This window comes from Pseudomonas sp. F8002 (assembly GCF_013385495.1).
Lineage (GTDB): Bacteria > Pseudomonadota > Gammaproteobacteria > Pseudomonadales > Pseudomonadaceae > Aquipseudomonas.
In genome coordinates, this window is the sequence record NZ_JACAPW010000046.1 from 22458 (window position 1) to 38941 (window position 16484).

Annotated in this window: 16 protein-coding genes; 6 read left to right on the forward strand and 10 right to left on the reverse strand. The window is 61.1% G+C overall.

Annotation, left to right across the window (positions count from 1 at the left end):
• Nucleotides 1-60 precede the first annotated feature (60 nt).
• Entirely contained in the window at nt 61-798 is a 738-nt protein-coding gene (locus tag HX811_RS29355) for an ABC transporter substrate-binding protein (RefSeq protein WP_102605038.1), read from the reverse strand.
• 220 nt (nt 799-1018) lie between these two features.
• Here HX811_RS29355 and HX811_RS29360 point away from each other — a divergent pair, with 220 nt between their 5' ends.
• Nucleotides 1019-1471, forward strand: a complete 453-nt coding sequence (locus HX811_RS29360) for a GNAT family N-acetyltransferase (protein WP_003216885.1) — start codon at nt 1019-1021, stop codon at nt 1469-1471.
• A gap of 115 nt (nt 1472-1586) precedes the next feature.
• Here the strand turns inward: HX811_RS29360 and HX811_RS29365 are convergent, their stop codons facing one another.
• Genes HX811_RS29365 through HX811_RS29375 form a run of 3 tightly spaced genes read right to left on the reverse strand, consistent with a single transcriptional unit; the run spans nt 1587 to nt 4558 of the window.
• Nucleotides 1587-1883 (reverse strand): helix-turn-helix domain-containing protein, encoded by a 297-nt coding sequence (locus tag HX811_RS29365; protein ID WP_008434063.1) that lies wholly within the window; start codon nt 1881-1883, stop codon nt 1587-1589.
• 19 nt (nt 1884-1902) lie between these two features.
• Nucleotides 1903-2403, reverse strand: a complete 501-nt coding sequence (locus HX811_RS29370; protein WP_003216881.1) for a M48 family metallopeptidase — start codon at nt 2401-2403, stop codon at nt 1903-1905.
• A gap of 43 nt (nt 2404-2446) precedes the next feature.
• On the reverse strand, nt 2447-4558 hold the full coding sequence (locus HX811_RS29375; protein ID WP_087693222.1) for a bifunctional diguanylate cyclase/phosphodiesterase: 2112 nt from the start codon (nt 4556-4558) through the stop codon (nt 2447-2449).
• A 308-nt stretch (nt 4559-4866) separates the two neighbouring features.
• Here HX811_RS29375 and HX811_RS29380 point away from each other — a divergent pair, with 308 nt between their 5' ends.
• The 3 genes from HX811_RS29380 to HX811_RS29390 all read left to right on the forward strand — a co-directional run bounded on the left by HX811_RS29380 (nt 4867) and on the right by HX811_RS29390 (nt 7682).
• A complete protein-coding gene (locus HX811_RS29380) occupies nt 4867-5532 on the forward strand; it encodes a polysaccharide lyase family 7 protein (protein WP_102605035.1) in 666 nt (221 codons plus the stop codon).
• Nucleotides 5533-5673: 141 nt separating this feature from the next.
• The gene (alr, locus tag HX811_RS29385) at nt 5674-6903 is read left to right on the forward strand and encodes an alanine racemase (protein WP_003216875.1); all 1230 of its coding nucleotides are present in this window, start codon (nt 5674-5676) and stop codon (nt 6901-6903) included.
• 485 nt (nt 6904-7388) lie between these two features.
• Nucleotides 7389-7682, forward strand: coding sequence for a hypothetical protein (locus HX811_RS29390; protein ID WP_008434070.1), 294 nt, complete (start codon nt 7389-7391; stop codon nt 7680-7682).
• A 59-nt stretch (nt 7683-7741) separates the two neighbouring features.
• Here the strand turns inward: HX811_RS29390 and fba are convergent, their stop codons facing one another.
• From fba to tkt, 6 genes are all read right to left on the reverse strand, one after another.
• A complete protein-coding gene (gene fba, locus HX811_RS29395; RefSeq protein WP_003177554.1) occupies nt 7742-8806 on the reverse strand; it encodes a class II fructose-bisphosphate aldolase in 1065 nt (354 codons plus the stop codon).
• 125 nt (nt 8807-8931) lie between these two features.
• Nucleotides 8932-9267 carry an MliC family protein gene (locus HX811_RS29400; RefSeq protein WP_003216869.1) on the reverse strand — a complete coding sequence of 112 codons (336 nt, stop codon included), beginning with the start codon at nt 9265-9267 and terminating at the stop codon, nt 8932-8934.
• 60 nt (nt 9268-9327) lie between these two features.
• On the reverse strand, nt 9328-9555 hold the full coding sequence (locus HX811_RS29405) for a hypothetical protein (protein ID WP_003216868.1): 228 nt from the start codon (nt 9553-9555) through the stop codon (nt 9328-9330).
• 29 nt (nt 9556-9584) lie between these two features.
• Nucleotides 9585-10748 (reverse strand): phosphoglycerate kinase, encoded by a 1164-nt coding sequence (locus HX811_RS29410; RefSeq protein WP_003216867.1) that lies wholly within the window; start codon nt 10746-10748, stop codon nt 9585-9587.
• A gap of 19 nt (nt 10749-10767) precedes the next feature.
• Nucleotides 10768-11817, reverse strand: a complete 1050-nt coding sequence (gene epd / locus HX811_RS29415; RefSeq protein ID WP_008434077.1) for an erythrose-4-phosphate dehydrogenase — start codon at nt 11815-11817, stop codon at nt 10768-10770.
• Between the two features lie 209 nt (nt 11818-12026).
• Nucleotides 12027-14024 carry a transketolase gene (gene tkt, locus HX811_RS29420; protein WP_102370080.1) on the reverse strand — a complete coding sequence of 666 codons (1998 nt, stop codon included), beginning with the start codon at nt 14022-14024 and terminating at the stop codon, nt 12027-12029.
• 249 nt (nt 14025-14273) lie between these two features.
• Here tkt and HX811_RS29425 point away from each other — a divergent pair, with 249 nt between their 5' ends.
• Both HX811_RS29425 and metK read left to right on the forward strand, forming a co-directional pair.
• A complete protein-coding gene (locus tag HX811_RS29425) occupies nt 14274-15269 on the forward strand; it encodes a metalloregulator ArsR/SmtB family transcription factor (protein ID WP_003216864.1) in 996 nt (331 codons plus the stop codon).
• A 19-nt stretch (nt 15270-15288) separates the two neighbouring features.
• Nucleotides 15289-16479 (forward strand): methionine adenosyltransferase, encoded by a 1191-nt coding sequence (gene metK / locus HX811_RS29430; RefSeq protein ID WP_003216863.1) that lies wholly within the window; start codon nt 15289-15291, stop codon nt 16477-16479.
• Nucleotides 16480-16484: the final 5 nt, after the last annotated feature.

Sequence of the window (16484 nt, forward strand, 5' to 3'; positions counted from 1 at the left end):
ACCTTTGGAATGCGGTCGAATGTGGGAGCGGGCTTGCTCGCGAAGGGGCCATTAGCCTCACTACATCCCGTGCTGCTTCATCAACCGCGCATAACTGCCATCCACTTTCATCCTGGCAATCTCCCGATCAAACCCGGCAACAATCTGCTGATGCTGAGGATTTTTCAGGCTAACCAGAATGTGCAGGCTGTTTTCGCTCAGCGGCACCGGCAAAAACTCCACCGCGTTGCGCACGGTGGCGGACTCCCGAGCCAGATAGTAGCGGGCGACGAATTCGTCCTCCAACGTCAGCCGCACCCGCTGCGCCGCCAGCATGCGCACGGCCATGGCGAAGTTATGCACCGGGACTTTCTGCAATTGCGGATCGGCATCGAACGCCGCTGAATACGCATAGCCACGCACCACCGCGACGGGGTAGTCGTGCAACTGCTCCAGGTTCTGGTAGTCGATGGGATCGTCGCGGCGCTTGAGAAACAGCACCCGGTTGAGCAGGTATTCGCCGGAAAACTGCCCCAACTGAGTACGCGCATCGTCGTACCAGGCGTTCACCAATACGTCGTAACGCCCATCGCCCACACCCATCAGGGCGCGGGCCCAGGGCACCTGTTCAAACTCACTGGCGTAGCCGGCACGGGCCAGGGCGGTGGTCACGATGTCGGTGGCCAAACCACCATTGACCAGGGTGGCGTCAGTGAACGGCGGCCAGGCATCCGCCACCAGTCGCAAGCGTTCTGCCGCCACCGCCTGGGCCAGCAACAACAAACCGATCAAAGCAACGGCACGAGAAAATCGCGGCATGCTCAAGTCCTTGGCGGGCATTCTATGGCCTGACCTCTGGGGCAACCCGAGGATTTAACAGTAGCTCATCAATGAGCCTGTACTGCAGATTACACAAAGACGGCAGCGTCGCATGCAGAGAATGATGGCAAATTGATCTCACTCACAAAAAAACCGCAATTTAGACACTCGCCTCCCGCGCGCTTACTATCCTGACCAGACAATCAGCCGAGAGAACACCATGACAGTCGAATGGGTCTGCAAACACCACAGTGACCTGGGCAAGGAGCAGCTGTACGCCATTTTGCGCCTGCGCTCGGAGGTCTTCGTGGTCGAGCAGAAATGCGTGTACCAGGACATCGACGGCCAGGACCTGGACGGTGACACCCATCACCTGATGGCCTGGGATGATGGTCAACTGCAGGCCTACCTGCGACTGCTGGATCCTGAATCACAGGGTGGTGATGTGGTGATCGGCCGGGTGATCGTTGCGCCGAGCGCGCGGGGTACCGGGCTGGGCCACCAGATGATGGATGAGGCCCTCAGGCAGGCGGAGAAACAGTGGCCCGACGTGCCAATCTATCTGTCGGCCCAGGCGCATTTGCAGGGGTATTACGGGCGGTACGGGTTTGTGGTGGCGGGTGAGGAATATCTTGAGGATGACATTCCACACATAGGCATGCGCCGGGCATGAGGGCCTCTTCGCGAGCAAGCCCGCTCCCACATTTGACCGAGTTCCACCTTTGGAATGCGGTCGAATGTGGGAGCGGGCTTGCTCGCGAAGGCGTCAGCCCGGTCACCCCAAGCTTTCAGGGGTAACCCAACACCTGTTTAATGCTCGCCAGGTTCGCCTCGATCCAGCGCCGATCAATCGCGCCCCAATCACGAATCCGATAGCGCCCGGCATGATTGCGGGCCCCGTCTTCCTGTTCAAACTCACACACAATATCCAGGTCCGCCAACGCCGCAATCGTGTCCTGTGCAGTACGCCGGGGCATGCCCGTCACCTCGGTCAGTGCCGGGACGCTGCTGGCCAGCTGGCTATCAATCAGGTACGCCACATACAGGCGCCGGTAGAAGCTGCTTTTGGTCTTGCTCACATCCATGCTCGATCGCCTTTGAAGGTCAGGGCTTGCCCTGCAGGTCCCGCCAGGTCAGGTACACCCGCAGGTCGAATTCCACCTGATGGTAGCCCGGCAACATGTATTCACAGAGTTTGTAGAACGCCTTGTTGTGGTCCGATTCCTTGAAGTGCGCCAGTTCGTGTACCACGATCATGCGCAGAAATTCCGGCGCGGCTTCCTTGAACAGCGAGGCGATACGGATTTCTTTCTTCGACTTGAGGTTGCCACCCTGCACCCGAGAGATGGTGGTGTGCAGGCCGAGGGCGCGGTGGGTCAGGTCCAGGCGGTTATCGAACAGCACCTTGTCGATGGCCGGGGCGTTGCGCAGGTGTTCCTGCTTCAGGGCCTGGGCGTAGCTGTACAGCGCTTTGTCGCTCTGCACGCCATGCCGCTCGGGGTAGCGCTGGGTCAGGTAGTCGCCCAGTTGGTCCTTGGCAATCAACTGGCGCACTTGCTCCTGCAATGCTGGGGGGTAGGCCTGGAGGTATTTCAGCGCGGTCATGGGGTCAACAACGGGTATTTGAATGGGCGCCAGTGTAGCGAATTCAGCGGGCCGCTGCGCGCAGGCGCCAGTCGGCAATTTCATCCGCGATCAACGGCGGCGCCACCTGCGGGCCCTGGATGAACTGGCAGCCGTTGGCCTTGAGCCACTCAACTTGCTCCTGGGTCTCGACGCCTTCGGCAATCACCAGCAGATCAAAATGCCGGCACAATTCGATAATGCTGCGCGCCATCGCCGCGTCACGGGATGAACCCGGCAGGCGGGCGATCAGCTTCGGGTCGAGCTTTAGGGTGTCGAATTCCAGGTCCCGCAGGTGGGCCAGGGAGCAGTTGCCCGCGCCGAAGTCATCCAGGGCAATCCGCACGCCGGCCCGGCGCAACAGCTTGAGCTGCTTGGTGGACTCATCCAGATTGTGCATCAGGCTTTCTTCACTGATCTCCACCTCAAGCTGCCGGCCTTGCAACCCATGTCGCTCCAGCACCTGCTGCAGCTGGCTGGCCAGGTTCGGCATATTGAACTGGCTGCTGCTCAAGCTCACGCTCAGGACCAACTCATCGCTGAACACCCCTGCCCATGCCTGCCGCTGGGCGGCCACCTGCTGGTAGATCCAGGTGCTCAACTGGCTGATCAGCCGCGCCTCTTCGAGCAACGGCAGAAACAGCCCCGGCGGCACATCGCCGACACTCGGGTGCTGCCAGCGCAGCAGCGCTTCGACGCCCCGCAGATGGCCGTCGTGCAACGACACCTGCGGCTGGTACACCAGGGTGAAATCCTTGCTGTCGATGGCGCTGCGTACGCTGTCTTCGAGCATCAGGCGCGAGCGGGCCCGGCCGTTCATTTCCTGGTCGTAGTAGCGATATTGCTGACGCCCGGCGCGCTTGGCCTCGTACATCGCGACGTCGGCCGCGCGCAGCAGGCCGTTGAGGTCCGAGCCGCAGTCCGGGAAAGTGGCGATGCCGATACTGACGCCCAGCATCACATCCAGACCGTCGACCTGCTGACAGATCGACACCCGTTCGATCAGTTTTTCCGCAATCTTGGCCGCCTGCTCCGGGAATTCCAGCTCCAGCAGCGCGGTGAATTCATCCCCGCCCATGCGGCCAAGAATGTCGTAGGAGCGCAGGCACGCCTTCAACTGCTCCGAGACCCAGCGCAGCACGCGGTCTCCGGCGTCGTGGCCGAGGGAATCGTTGACCCGCTTGAACCCGTCCAGGTCCAGGTACAGCAGTACCAGCGACTGCTCGTTACGCTCACTGCGCAACAGCACATTCTCCACCGACTGGTGAAACCCACGCCGATTGAGCAGGCCCGTCAGCGGGTCGGTGACGGCCTGGAACTCCAGTTGCTGATGCAGATGGCGCACCTCGGACATGTCCAGCACCGTGACCACCATGGCTTTCTGCTCGGCCGGCAGCGGGGCGCACGACATCGCCACGGGCAACTGCTGGCCGGGCGCGGTGCGCAAGATGGCGTCGTGCAGGCGCCAGGTTTCACCACGTTTGTAGCCTTCATACAAGGCAGAATCGGACCACCCAGGCACATGGGGCTTCTGTAGGAAGCCCAGGAACTCGGCACCCTGGATCTCAGCGACCGGCGCATTGATCAGCCGCGAAATCGCCGGGTTGGCGTAGCTGATCACGCCGTCTTCGCCCACCACCAGAATGCCCTCGGCGGCGTTGTCGAGCACCGAGGCATTGAAGGCCCGGGCCGATTCCAGATCGTGACTCAGGCGCTGCAAGGCACGGCGGTTGCGCTGGTGCTCCAGCAGGGCCTGGACCTTGGGCTTGAGGATATTCGGGTCGAAGGGTTTCAGCAGGTAGTCGATCGCGCCGCTGGCATAGCCTTCCAGCATCGCCGCCGGCGATTGGGCGTGAGCGCTGAGAAAGATGATCGGGGTCAGTTGCGTGCGCTGGCTGCCGCGCATCAGCCGGGCCACCTCGAACCCGTCCATGCCGGGCATCATCACATCCAGCAACACCAGGTCGACGTCGTGTTCGAGCAGCAATCCCAGGGCTTCCACCCCGGAGGCCGCCGTCACCACATGCCAATCTTCACGCTGCAATAGCGCACGCATGCTGATCAGGTTTTCGGGATAGTCATCGACCACCAAAAGCACTGAACAACCATCGCGAGGCTTGATTGGAGCGCATTCCATTGCTGCTTCTCTTTCGTCGGAGTCATTCCGGTCATTTTTGCGACAAAACCGGATAAACAATAAGGGCTCACTCTAGCCCTGGATCCCATAAAGCAGAAGCCACGACGGTGCCATCATTGCGCCAAAGCCCAGACAACCGACTAACGGTCAGTGTCTACAGCCCGCGGTTTACGGGAAACATGGCTTTTTGACATTTCATTGGCGCCAACAATCCGCCACAAAGCCATTAACAATCCATTTCGAGCCACCTATAAAGAAAGTGCCGGCCCCCGAGCCAAGGCCTTCTCTCCCCGTTAAAGGCGTATTCAATGATTGATCTGTCCACCTGGAACCTGAGCATCCCCGTCGGCTCCCCGCCCTCGACCATCGACACGCCGAAACTGCTCAGCGGGTTCAAGGACCAATACTTCCAGGCCGAAGGCAGCAGCGTGCAATTCTGGACCCCGGTCACCGGCACGCGTACCGAGAACGCCGTTTACCCTCGCAGCGAACTGCGGGAAACCTACGCCGACGGCCGCCTGCGCAACTGGCTGTACAGCGACGCCGACAATTTCCTGCGTGCCACGTTGGCGGTCAACAAGGTGCCGTCGTCCGGCAAGGTAGTGATCGGTCAAATCCACGCCTACGAAAGCCAGAAGCCACTGATCAAGGTCGAATACCAATACAAGGAAAAAACCCAGACCGGCAACATCGTCGCCAAGGTGCGCATGCGCCCTGACGAGTCGGAAGGCCGGGTGATCATCGTCGCCGAGAACGTACCGCTGGACCGCAACTTCACCTACGTCATCCACCTGAACAAGGCCGGCCTGCTGAGCGTCGACGCCGCCAACGGGCAGTGGAACGAACGCATCGGCGCTGCGTGGGGCAAACAGCCGTTGTACTTCAAGGCCGGCGCCTACGTGCAGGACAACAGCGGCAACAGCAAGGAAGGCGCCCGCGTGACGTTTGCCAAGCTGGACATTGATCACGACTGAAGCTGATTCGCTTCAGCGATCTATCCCACGACGCTTTAGGACAGAACCGCGACCCAGGGTCTCGACTTTCTTGTAGGACAATCCGAGTATGGCGCCGCGCACGCGCACTACCCCCTACAAGAAAGTCATGGAGACTGCCCAATGCCCTTTTCCCGCACCCTGCTCGCCCTCTCTATGGGCATGGCACTGCTGCAAAACCCGGCCTTCGCCGCCCCGCCCCTCTCGATGGCCGACGGGGTGGCCCAGGTCAATATCCAGGACAGCAACGCCTGGGTCGAAATCAACAAGGTCGCCTTCGAAAACAATATCCGCACCCTGCAAGCCAGCCTCGCTGACAAGTCGAAAATCTGCGCCGTGCTCAAGGCGGATGCCTACGGTCACGGCATCGGTTTACTGATGCCCTCGGTGATCAAACTGGGGGTGCCCTGCGTCGGCATCGCCAGCAACGAAGAAGCCCGCGTGGTCCGTGAAAGCGGCTTCAAGGGCCAACTGATCCGCGTACGCACCGCCGCCCTGAGCGAGCTGGAAGCTGCGTTGCCGTATAACGTCGAAGAGCTGGTGGGCAATCTGGACTTCGCCGTGCGCGCCAGCCTGATCGCCGAAAACCACGGCCGTCCACTGGTCGTGCACCTGGGCCTGAACTCCAGCGGCATGAGCCGCAACGGGGTGGAAATGACCACCGCCCAGGGCCGCCGCGACGCCGTAGCCATTACCAAGGTGCCGAACCTGCAGGTGACGGCGATCATGACCCACTTCGCCGTCGAAGACGCCGCTGACGTACGCACCGGCCTCAAGGCGTTCAACGAACAAGCCAACTGGCTGATCAACGTCGCCCAGCTCGACCGCAGCAAAATCACCCTGCACGCCGCCAACTCCTTCGCCACCCTGGAAGTGCCCGAGTCGCGGCTGGACATGGTTCGTCCGGGCGGCCTGCTGTTTGGCGATACCGTGCCGTCGTTCACCGAATACAAGCGGGTGATGCAGTTCAAATCCCACGTGGCGTCGGTCAACAGCTACCCGAAAGGCAACACCGTAGGCTACGACCGCACCTACACCCTGGCGCGGGATTCGAAACTGGCGAACATCACCGTAGGTTATTCCGACGGCTATCGCCGGGCGTTTACCAACAAAGGCATCGTGCTGATCAACGGGCACCGGGTGCCGGTGGTGGGCAAGGTGTCGATGAACACCCTGATGGTGGATGTCACCGACGTGCCGACCGTGAAGAGCGGCGATGAGGTGGTGTTGTTCGGCAAGCAGGGCGCGGTGGAGACCAGCCAGGCGGAGGTTGAAGACATCAACGGTGCGTTGCTGGCGGATCTGTATACGGTGTGGGGTAACTCGAATCCGAAGGTGCTGGTGGAGAACTAAGTCTCCTCACATCTCGTAGGCACTGTCCTATGGACCCAAGGATCATTCGGTGATTAACACAATCACTTAAACAACACGTATCCCTGTGGGAGCTGGCGGTGCGACGATTCGACTTGCCCGCGATGGCGGTGTATCAGCCAACTTATTCTTCGACTGGCACACCGCCATCGCGGGCAAGCCCGGCTCCCACATGGGTCCTGTGTCCTACAGGGCCGTTGCGGTGAATCGGAGCGCCGCTTATAGTTCGCCCCGTCGCCGGCATTGAACGGCGATAGGGTTTCGCAGCCCTACAGAGTTAATACCGTACCCGTCAAAATACGACATAGGCAGTCCTGCCAATGCTCGGCTTTTTATGGCGGTTGTACGTGGGAGACCTTCGGGTCTGCCGGGTCTTAACTCCTCGGTCTGCGAACCCGCGTACAGCTGCCACCCTATTTGTTTCGCAGCAAACGGTGGCCAATTTTCTTTTGAGTTAAGGATTTGCCATGAAGCCACAACTCCCACCCCGCCGTTTCACCCCTTGCACCGAAACAGCCACCGAATACCCCGTGCTATTGATCGACAGCGATGCACCACTCACGGACCTGCACGCCTGCCTGCGTGAACGCCTCAACGCCGCCCTCGAACACCTCAACCTGATGGCCTGCTCCAGCCTGCCCGATTTTGCGGAGCGTGACCTGAACCACGTAGCCAACACCGCCCGCATCCTGGTGCAGGACGTAAGCGACGTATTCCGCGTCATCGAATACCGCGGCTTCGACACCCCCGCAGCCGCCTGATCAAATTTCAGCCACAAAAAAGCCCGCATCGCTGCGGGCTTTTCATTAACGCGTAAGGCTTAGTTGACCTTGGCGTTCAACTCACCTTTCAGGTAACGCTGATACATCGCTTCCAACGAGATCGGCTTGATCTTCGAAGCATTGCCCGCAGTACCGAAGGCTTCATAACGTGCGATACATACGTCACGCATGGCCGTCACGGTAGCGCCGAAGAATTTACGTGGGTCAAATTCGCTCGGGTTGGTGGCCATCAGGCGACGCATTGCACCGGTGGAGGCCAGGCGCAGGTCGGTGTCGATGTTGACCTTGCGCACGCCGTACTTGATGCCTTCGACGATTTCTTCAACCGGCACGCCGTAGGTTTCTTTGATGTCGCCGCCGTACTGGTTGATGATCGCCAGCCACTCTTGCGGTACCGAGGAAGACCCGTGCATCACCAGGTGGGTGTTAGGGATGCGTTTGTGGATTTCCTTGATGCGGTCGATGGCCAACACGTCGCCGGTAGGTGGCTTGGTGAATTTGTAGGCGCCGTGGCTGGTGCCAATGGCGATGGCCAGGGCGTCAACCTGGGTCTTTTTCACGAAGTCGGCGGCTTCTTCCGGATCGGTCAGCATTTGGCTGTGATCCAGCACGCCTTCGGCGCCGATACCGTCTTCTTCACCGGCCATGCCGGTTTCCAGGGAACCCAGGCAGCCCAGTTCGCCTTCAACCGAAACGCCACAGGCGTGAGCCATGGCCACGGTTTGTTGGGTGACGCGTACGTTGTATTCGTAGTCGGTCGGGGTCTTGCCGTCTTCGCCCAGGGAACCGTCCATCATTACCGAGCTGAAGCCCAGCTGGATGGAGCGCTGGCACACGTCAGGGCTGGTGCCGTGGTCCTGGTGCATGCACACCGGGATGTGCGGGAATTCTTCGATCGCGGCGAGGATCAGGTGACGCAGGAACGGGGCACCGGCGTATTTGCGCGCGCCGGCCGAAGCCTGGACGATCACTGGAGAGTCAGTCTTGTCAGCGGCTTCCATAATGGCGCGCATCTGCTCAAGGTTGTTGACGTTGAAGGCTGGAACGCCATAGCCGAATTCGGCTGCGTGGTCCAACATCTGGCGCATGCTGATAAGTGCCATTGTGAGTCTCTCTCCCGGTCGAGGGTCGTTAATCGTGCAAGCCTGCCGTAGCGGCGGCTGCTATTCAAGTTATTGAAGGTCAGGCTTTCAAAGCCTGCCCTGCTGAATCGTTATTGCTGTCGGGATTACTGCGCTTTACAGCCACGCCCGATCAAATCATCGGTGGCAACCCAGTAAACCAGGCCTTCCTCACCTTTTGTGTGAAACGCCAACTGGCCGTCGCTGTACAGCACGCCCGAGGCCGCCACATCCTGCTTGAGGCGATACACCTGGTCCGAGCCGCCGAGGCGCACATCCACCTGGGTGCGGGCCTGGTCGGCAAACCGCCAGTTGACTTGCGCCTGGCTGTCACACGTCCAGGTGGTCCACTTGTCTGCCGGCTCTGCCTTCTTGTCGAACATGTTCAGGTTGGTGCATCCGGCCAATAACGCCAGTGCCGCCAGGGCGAAAACGCCTTTCATTGCCAATCCTCAAGCGGCGACCTGCGGCCACCGCTGCTGTCGGTTAGTGAATCAGACCCGTCAAGGGCAACCCTGTTCCTGACCGTTGGGCGCAGAGTCGTATTTCTCCAACCCGTCCGGCCCGATGCGCTTGTTGATCACCGGCATGGTTTCGGCCTGCCAGTCAGCCTGGTAGCAACTCTTTTGCCGCGCCGCCCCGGCCTTTTCAGCCTCGGGCGCCGCTTTCGGCGTGCTGCCGCAGCCGGCCAGCAGGCCCGCTGCAATCACCAGTGCCAACGACCTGATCATCGGAATGCTCCTTTTCCTCAGCAAGTGCCTTATCCCTTGGCCCGGCTTTCCAGCACTTCGACAGCCGGCAGTACCTTGCCTTCAACGAATTCGAGGAACGCACCACCCCCCGTAGAAATGTAGGAGATCTGGTCAGCAACGCCATATTTATCGATGGCCGCCAGGGTGTCGCCACCGCCAGCGATGGAAAATGCCGAGCTTTCAGCGATGGCGTGGGCCAGCACTTTGGTGCCGTTGCCGAACTGGTCGAACTCGAACACGCCGACCGGGCCGTTCCACAGGATAGTCTTGGACGACTTCAGCAGTTCAGCGAAGTTGGCTGCCGTTTGCGGGCCGATGTCCAGGATCATGTCGTCAGCGGCCACATCAGCGATCAGCTTGACGGTGGCTTCGGCGCTTTCAGCGAATTCCTTGGCCACCACCACGTCTACCGGCAGCGGCACGCTGACCTTGGCGGCAATGGCGCGGGCGGTGTCCAGCAGGTCCGGCTCGTACAGCGATTTGCCCACCGGGTGACCGGCAGCCGCCAGGAAGGTGTTGGCAATGCCGCCGCCGACGATCAGCTGGTTGCAGATCTGGCTCAGGCTGTTCAGCACGTCGAGCTTGGTGGACACCTTGGAGCCGGCAACGATGGCGGCCATCGGTTGGGCCGGAGCGCCGAGGGCCTTGCCCAGTGCGTCCAGTTCAGCCGCCAGCAACGGGCCCGCTGCGGCAACTTTGGCAAACTTGGCCACGCCGTGGGTCGAACCCTCGGCACGGTGCGCGGTGCCGAAGGCGTCCATCACGAACACGTCGCACAGGGCAGCGTACTGCTGGGCCAGTTCGTCGCTGTTCTTTTTCTCGCCCTTGTTGAAGCGCACGTTTTCGAACAGCACGATGTCGCCAGCCTTCACGTCCACACCGTTCAGGTAGTCGGCAACCAGCGGCACGTCGCGGCCCAGGGCCTTGCTCAAATATTCAGCTACAGGCTTGAGGCTGTTTTCTGCCGAGAATTCACCTTCGGTCGGACGACCCAAGTGGGAGCAGACCATCACGGCCGCGCCTTTTTCCAGGGCCAGCTTGATGGTCGGCAGCGAGGCCAGGATTCGCGCATCGCTGGTGACAACACCGTCCTTGACTGGGACGTTGAGGTCTTCGCGGATCAGTACGCGCTTACCTTGCAGATCGAGGTCGGTCATCTTCAACACGGTCATGGGGGGCAATTCCTGAGAGCTAAAGTTGTGGAGAGGCTGTTTGCAGATAGTGTTCTGCAACGTCCAGCATTCGGTTGGCAAAACCCCATTCGTTGTCGAACCAAGCCAGGATGTTCACCAGCCGTGGGCCGGAAACGCGGGTCTGGCTGGCATCGACGATGGCCGAATGCGGGTCGTGGTTGAAATCACAGCTGGCGTGCGGCAACTCGGTGTAGGCCAACAGGCCTTTGAGCGGGCCGCTGGTGGCGGCGTCGCGCAGGATCCGGTTGACTTCGCCGGCGTCGGTGTCGCTGACGGTTTGCATGGTGATGTCCAGGCAAGACACATTCACCGTCGGTACCCGTACGGCTTTGGCCTGGATTCGCCCGGCAAGTTCCGGCAACAGTCGCTCGATACCGCGCGCCAGGCCGGTGGACACCGGAATCACCGACTGAAACGCCGAACGCGTACGGCGCAGGTCTTCATGGTGGTAAGCGTCAATCACCGGCTGATCGTTCATTGCCGAGTGAATGGTGGTGATCGACACGTATTCCAGGCCAATCGCCTGGTCCAGCAGGCGCAACAGCGGCACGCCGCAGTTGGTGGTGCAGGAGGCGTTGGACACCAGCAATTCGGCACCGGTCAGGCAATCCTGGTTCACGCCGTAGACGATGGTGGCGTCGACATCCGCCTCGCTGGCCATCGGCTGGGAAAACAGGACCCGTGGTGCGCCGGCGTCGAGAAACCGCTGGCCGTCGGCACGGGTGTGATAGGCACCGGAGCATTCCAGCACCAGGTCGACGTCCAGCGCCGCCCAGTCGATGCCCTCAGGGGTGGCACTGCGCAGGACCTTCACGCAGTTGCCATTAATATGCAGACAATCGTCCTCGACCCGCACTTCGCCGGGGAACCGGCCGTGGGTGGAGTCAAAGCGTGTCAGGTATTCGATGCTGGCCATGTCCGCCAGATCGTTGATCGCGACAATTTCAAACCCGGCCGCCGGCCCTCGCTCGAACAGAGCACGCAAGACGCAACGACCAATCCGGCCGTAGCCGTTGAGTGCAACTTTGTAGGGACGCGGTTGAGGCATGGGGTTCTCGCATTGTGGGCGACACAAACCTTTGCAGGAACTCGCTTGTGTGGCGAGGGAGCTTGCTCCCGCTGGAGTGCGAAGCACTCCCAGACCGGCTGACGAGGTGTATCTGACACATCTCGATCGCACGGCTTGGGGCCGCTTCGCAGCCCAGCGGGAGCAAGCTCCCTCGCCACAACAAGCTCGCTCCTACAAGGGGACGCGCTTTAGTCTTCCAGCAGCTCTTCAGCCTGACCCAGGATGTTTTCCAGGGTGAAACCGAACTCTTCGAACAACGCTGGCGCCGGCGCCGACTCACCGTAGGTGGTCATGCCGATCACGCGACCTTCCAGGCCCACGTACTTGTACCAGTAGTCGGCGTGAGCCGCTTCGATGGCGATACGTGCGCTGACCTGCAACGGCAACACCGATTGCTTGTAGTCGGCGTCCTGGGCTTCGAAGACGCTGGTGCACGGCATGGAAACCACGCGCACGTTACGACCGGCGGCCGTCAGCTTGTCGTACGCCTGAACCGCCAGGCCCACTTCGGAACCGGTGGAGATCAGGATCAGCTCCGGCTCGCCGATGCAGTCTTTCAGCACGTAGCCACCACGGCTGATGCCTTCGATCTGCGCCGCGTCGCGGGTTTGGTGCTGCAGGTTCTGACGGGAGAAGATCAGCGCCGAAGGACCGTCCTTGCGCTCGATTGCGTGCTTCCAGGCCACAGCCGATTCGACCGCGTCCGATGGGCGCCAGGTGTCCAGGTTCGGCGTGGTGCGCAGGCTGGTCAGTTGCTCGACCGGCTGGTGCGTCGGGCCGTCTTCACCCAGGCCGATGGAGTCGTGGGTGTAGACGAAGATCACACGCTTCTTCATCAACGACGCCATGCGTACGGCGTTGCGGGCGTATTCCATGAACATCAGGAAGGTCGCGCCGTAAGGCACCAAACCGCCGTGCAGGGCGACGCCGTTCATGATGGCGCTCATGCCGAACTCGCGTACGCCGTAGTACATGTAGTTGCCGCTGGCGTCTTCCGCCGAAACACCTTTGCAACCTTTCCACAGGGTCAGGTTGGAACCGGCCAGGTCAGCCGAACCGCCGAGGAACTCAGGCAGCAGCGGGCCGAACGCGTTCAGGGTGTTCTGGCTGGCTTTACGGCTGGCGATGGTTTCGCCCTTGGCCGCCACTTCGGCGATGTAGGCCGAGGCCTTTTCAGCGAAGTCGGCAGGCAGGTCACCGGCCAGGCGGCGAACCAGTTCGTTGGCCAACTCAGGGAATTCGGCGGAGTAGGCCGCGAAACGCTGGTCCCACTCGGCTTCGACCGCCAGGCCGGCTTCCTTGGCGTTCCACTCGGCGTAGATGTCAGCCGGGATTTCGAACGGGCCGTGGTTCCACTTCAGCGCAGCGCGGGTCAGGGCGATTTCCGCGTCACCCAGTGGGGCGCCGTGGCAGTCTTCCTTGCCTTGCTTGTTCGGCGAACCGAAGCCGATGGTGGTCTTGCAGCAGATCAGGGTCGGCTGCTCGCTCTTGCGGGCGGTGTCGATGGCGGTCTTGATCTCTTCAGGATCGTGGCCGTCGACGTTGCGGATCACCTGCCAGTTGTAGGCTTCGAAACGCTTAGGCGTGTCGTCGGTGAACCAGCCTTCGACTTCGCCGTCGATGGAGATGCCGTTGTCATCGTAGAAGGCGATCAGCTTGCCCAGGCCCAGGGTACCGGCCAGGGAGGCGACTTCGTGGGAAATGCCTTCCATCATGCAGCCATCACCGAGGAACACGTAGGTGTGGTGGTCGACAATGTTGTGGTTCGGGCGGTTGAACTGCGCAGCCAGCACTTTTTCAGCCAGGGCAAAACCCACGGCGTTGGCCAGGCCCTGGCCCAGTGGACCGGTGGTGGTCTCAACGCCAGGGGTGTAGCCGTATTCCGGGTGGCCCGGGGTGCGGCTGTGGATCTGGCGGAAGTTTTTCAGGTCGTCGATGGTGACGTCGTAGCCGGTCAGGTGCAGCAACGAGTAGATCAGCATCGAGCCGTGGCCGTTGGACAGGATGAACCGGTCACGGTCGGCGAACGACGGGTTGCTCGGGTTGTGTTTCAGGTAGTCACGCCAAAGTACCTCGGCGATATCCGCCATGCCCATCGGGGCACCGGGATGGCCGCTGTTGGCTTTTTGCACGGCATCCATGCTGAGGGCACGAATGGCGTTGGCACGCTCACGACGGCTGGGCATCGCTGATCTCCTGGAGGTTGAATAAAAGAAACGGAAAAAAGGATCGGCATTTTCCCTCAGCCACGGCCCTCGGGGCAATGACAGATAGTCACTTGGGGGTGTTTTTCCTGCGGATTGACTGGAGAAACCGCCCCCCGCTTCGTCCATGGGTTATAGCGGCTGCTTATAACCACCGATTATCGACCAATATCAAAACTTTTTGATATTGCCCTTGCGGGGTTTTCCCACCGTCACTAGACTGCTGGCCTTATGAACCTGAGCGCACCTTCCATTCGACCCGACGACAGCGACGAGCTGGCAGCCCTGTGCAAGGCCGGTGGCGATCCGTTGCGCCTGAATGTGTTGCGCGCGCTGACCAACGATTCGTTCGGGGTGCTGGAGCTGGCGCAGATCTTCGCCATCGGCCAATCCGGCATGAGCCACCACTTGAAGGTACTGGCCCAGGCCGACCTGGTGGCGACCCGCCGCGAGGGCAATGCGATTTTTTACCGTCGCGCCCTGCCCCACACCGAGCAACTGGGCGGCAAGCTGCACGCCGCTCTGCTCGAAGAAATAGACAGCCTGGCGCTGCCGGCTGACGTGCAGTCGCGCATCAGCCAGGTGCACGGGCAACGTGCTGCCGCCAGCCAGGACTTTTTCTCACGGGTAGCCGAGAAGTTTCGCGCCCAGCAGGATCTGATCGCCGGCTTGGCGCAATACCGCGAAAGCGTGCTGGCACTTTTGGACAAGCTGAGCTTCAGTGATGAGGCTACGGCGGTTGAAGTGGGCCCGGGTGACGGCGGCTTCCTGCCGGAGCTGGCGCGGCGCTTTCATCAGGTCACGGCGCTGGACAACAGCCCGGCGATGCTGGAGCTGGCCCGCCAATTGTGTGAGCGCGAAGCGCTGGGCAATGTCCACCTGCAGTTGGCGGACGCCCTGAATGACACCAGCCTGCGGGCCGATTGCGTGGTGCTGAACATGGTCCTGCACCATTTCGCCGCCCCGGCAGACGCCCTCAGGCAGATGGCGAATTTGCTGCAACCAGGCGGCAGCCTGTTGGTCACGGATTTATGCAGCCACAACCAGAGTTGGGCCAGGGAAGCCTGCGGTGATCTCTGGCTGGGTTTTGAACAGGACGATCTGGCCCGTTGGGCCACCGCTGCGGGACTCGTTCCCGGGGAAAGCCTCTATGTAGGTTTACGTAATGGTTTCCAGATTCAGGTCCGCCATTTTCAGCGGCCGGCTGGCGACACTCACCATCGGTAAATATCAGGAAAACATCGAGATGAGCGAATACTCCCTTTTCACCTCCGAGTCCGTGTCTGAAGGGCATCCGGACAAAATCGCCGACCAGATCTCTGACGCGGTGCTGGACGCCATCATCGCTGAAGACAAGTTCGCCCGAGTGGCGTGCGAGACTCTGGTGAAAACGGGCGTGGCGATCATCGCCGGCGAAGTCACCACCTCTGCCTGGGTAGACCTGGAGCAGATCGTGCGTGATGTGATCATCGACATCGGCTACAACAGCTCCGACGTCGGCTTCGACGGTGCGACCTGCGGCGTGATGAACATCATCGGCAAGCAGTCCCCTGACATCAACCAGGGTGTCGACCGTGCCAAGCCTGAAGATCAGGGCGCCGGCGACCAGGGCCTGATGTTCGGCTATGCCAGCAACGAAACCGACGTGCTGATGCCGGCACCGATCACCTTCTCCCACCAGTTGGTGAAGCGCCAGGCCGAAGCCCGTAAATCCGGTGCATTGCCATGGCTGCGCCCGGACGCCAAGTCCCAGGTGACCTGCCGTTATGAAGGCGGCAAAGTCGTCGCCATCGACGCGGTGGTACTGTCGACCCAGCACAACCCGGACGTTTCCTACGCCGACCTGCGCGAAGGCGTCATGGAGCTGATCGTCAAGCACGTGCTGCCTGCCGAACTGCTGACCAAGGACACCCAGTTCCACATCAACCCGACCGGCCAGTTCATCATCGGTGGCCCGGTGGGCGACTGCGGCCTGACCGGTCGCAAGATCATCGTCGACAGCTACGGCGGCATGGCCCGTCACGGCGGTGGCGCGTTCTCCGGCAAGGATCCATCCAAGGTTGACCGTTCGGCGGCCTACGCCGGTCGTTACGTGGCCAAGAACATCGTGGCCGCCGGCCTGGCCGAGCGTTGCGAGATTCAGGTGTCCTACGCAATCGGTGTGGCCCAGCCTACGTCGATCTCGCTGAACACCTTCGGTACCGGCAAGATCAGCGACGACAAGATCGTCAAGCTGGTGCGTGAGATCTTCGACCTGCGTCCGTACGCAATCACCACCATGCTCGACCTGCTGCACCCGATGTACCAGGAAACTGCGGCCTACGGCCACTTCGGTCGTACCCCTGAGCAGAAGACTGTCGGCAACGACACGTTCACTACGTTCACCTGGGAAAAGACCGACCGTGCCAACGACCTGCGTACTGCCGCCGGCTTGTAATCGTC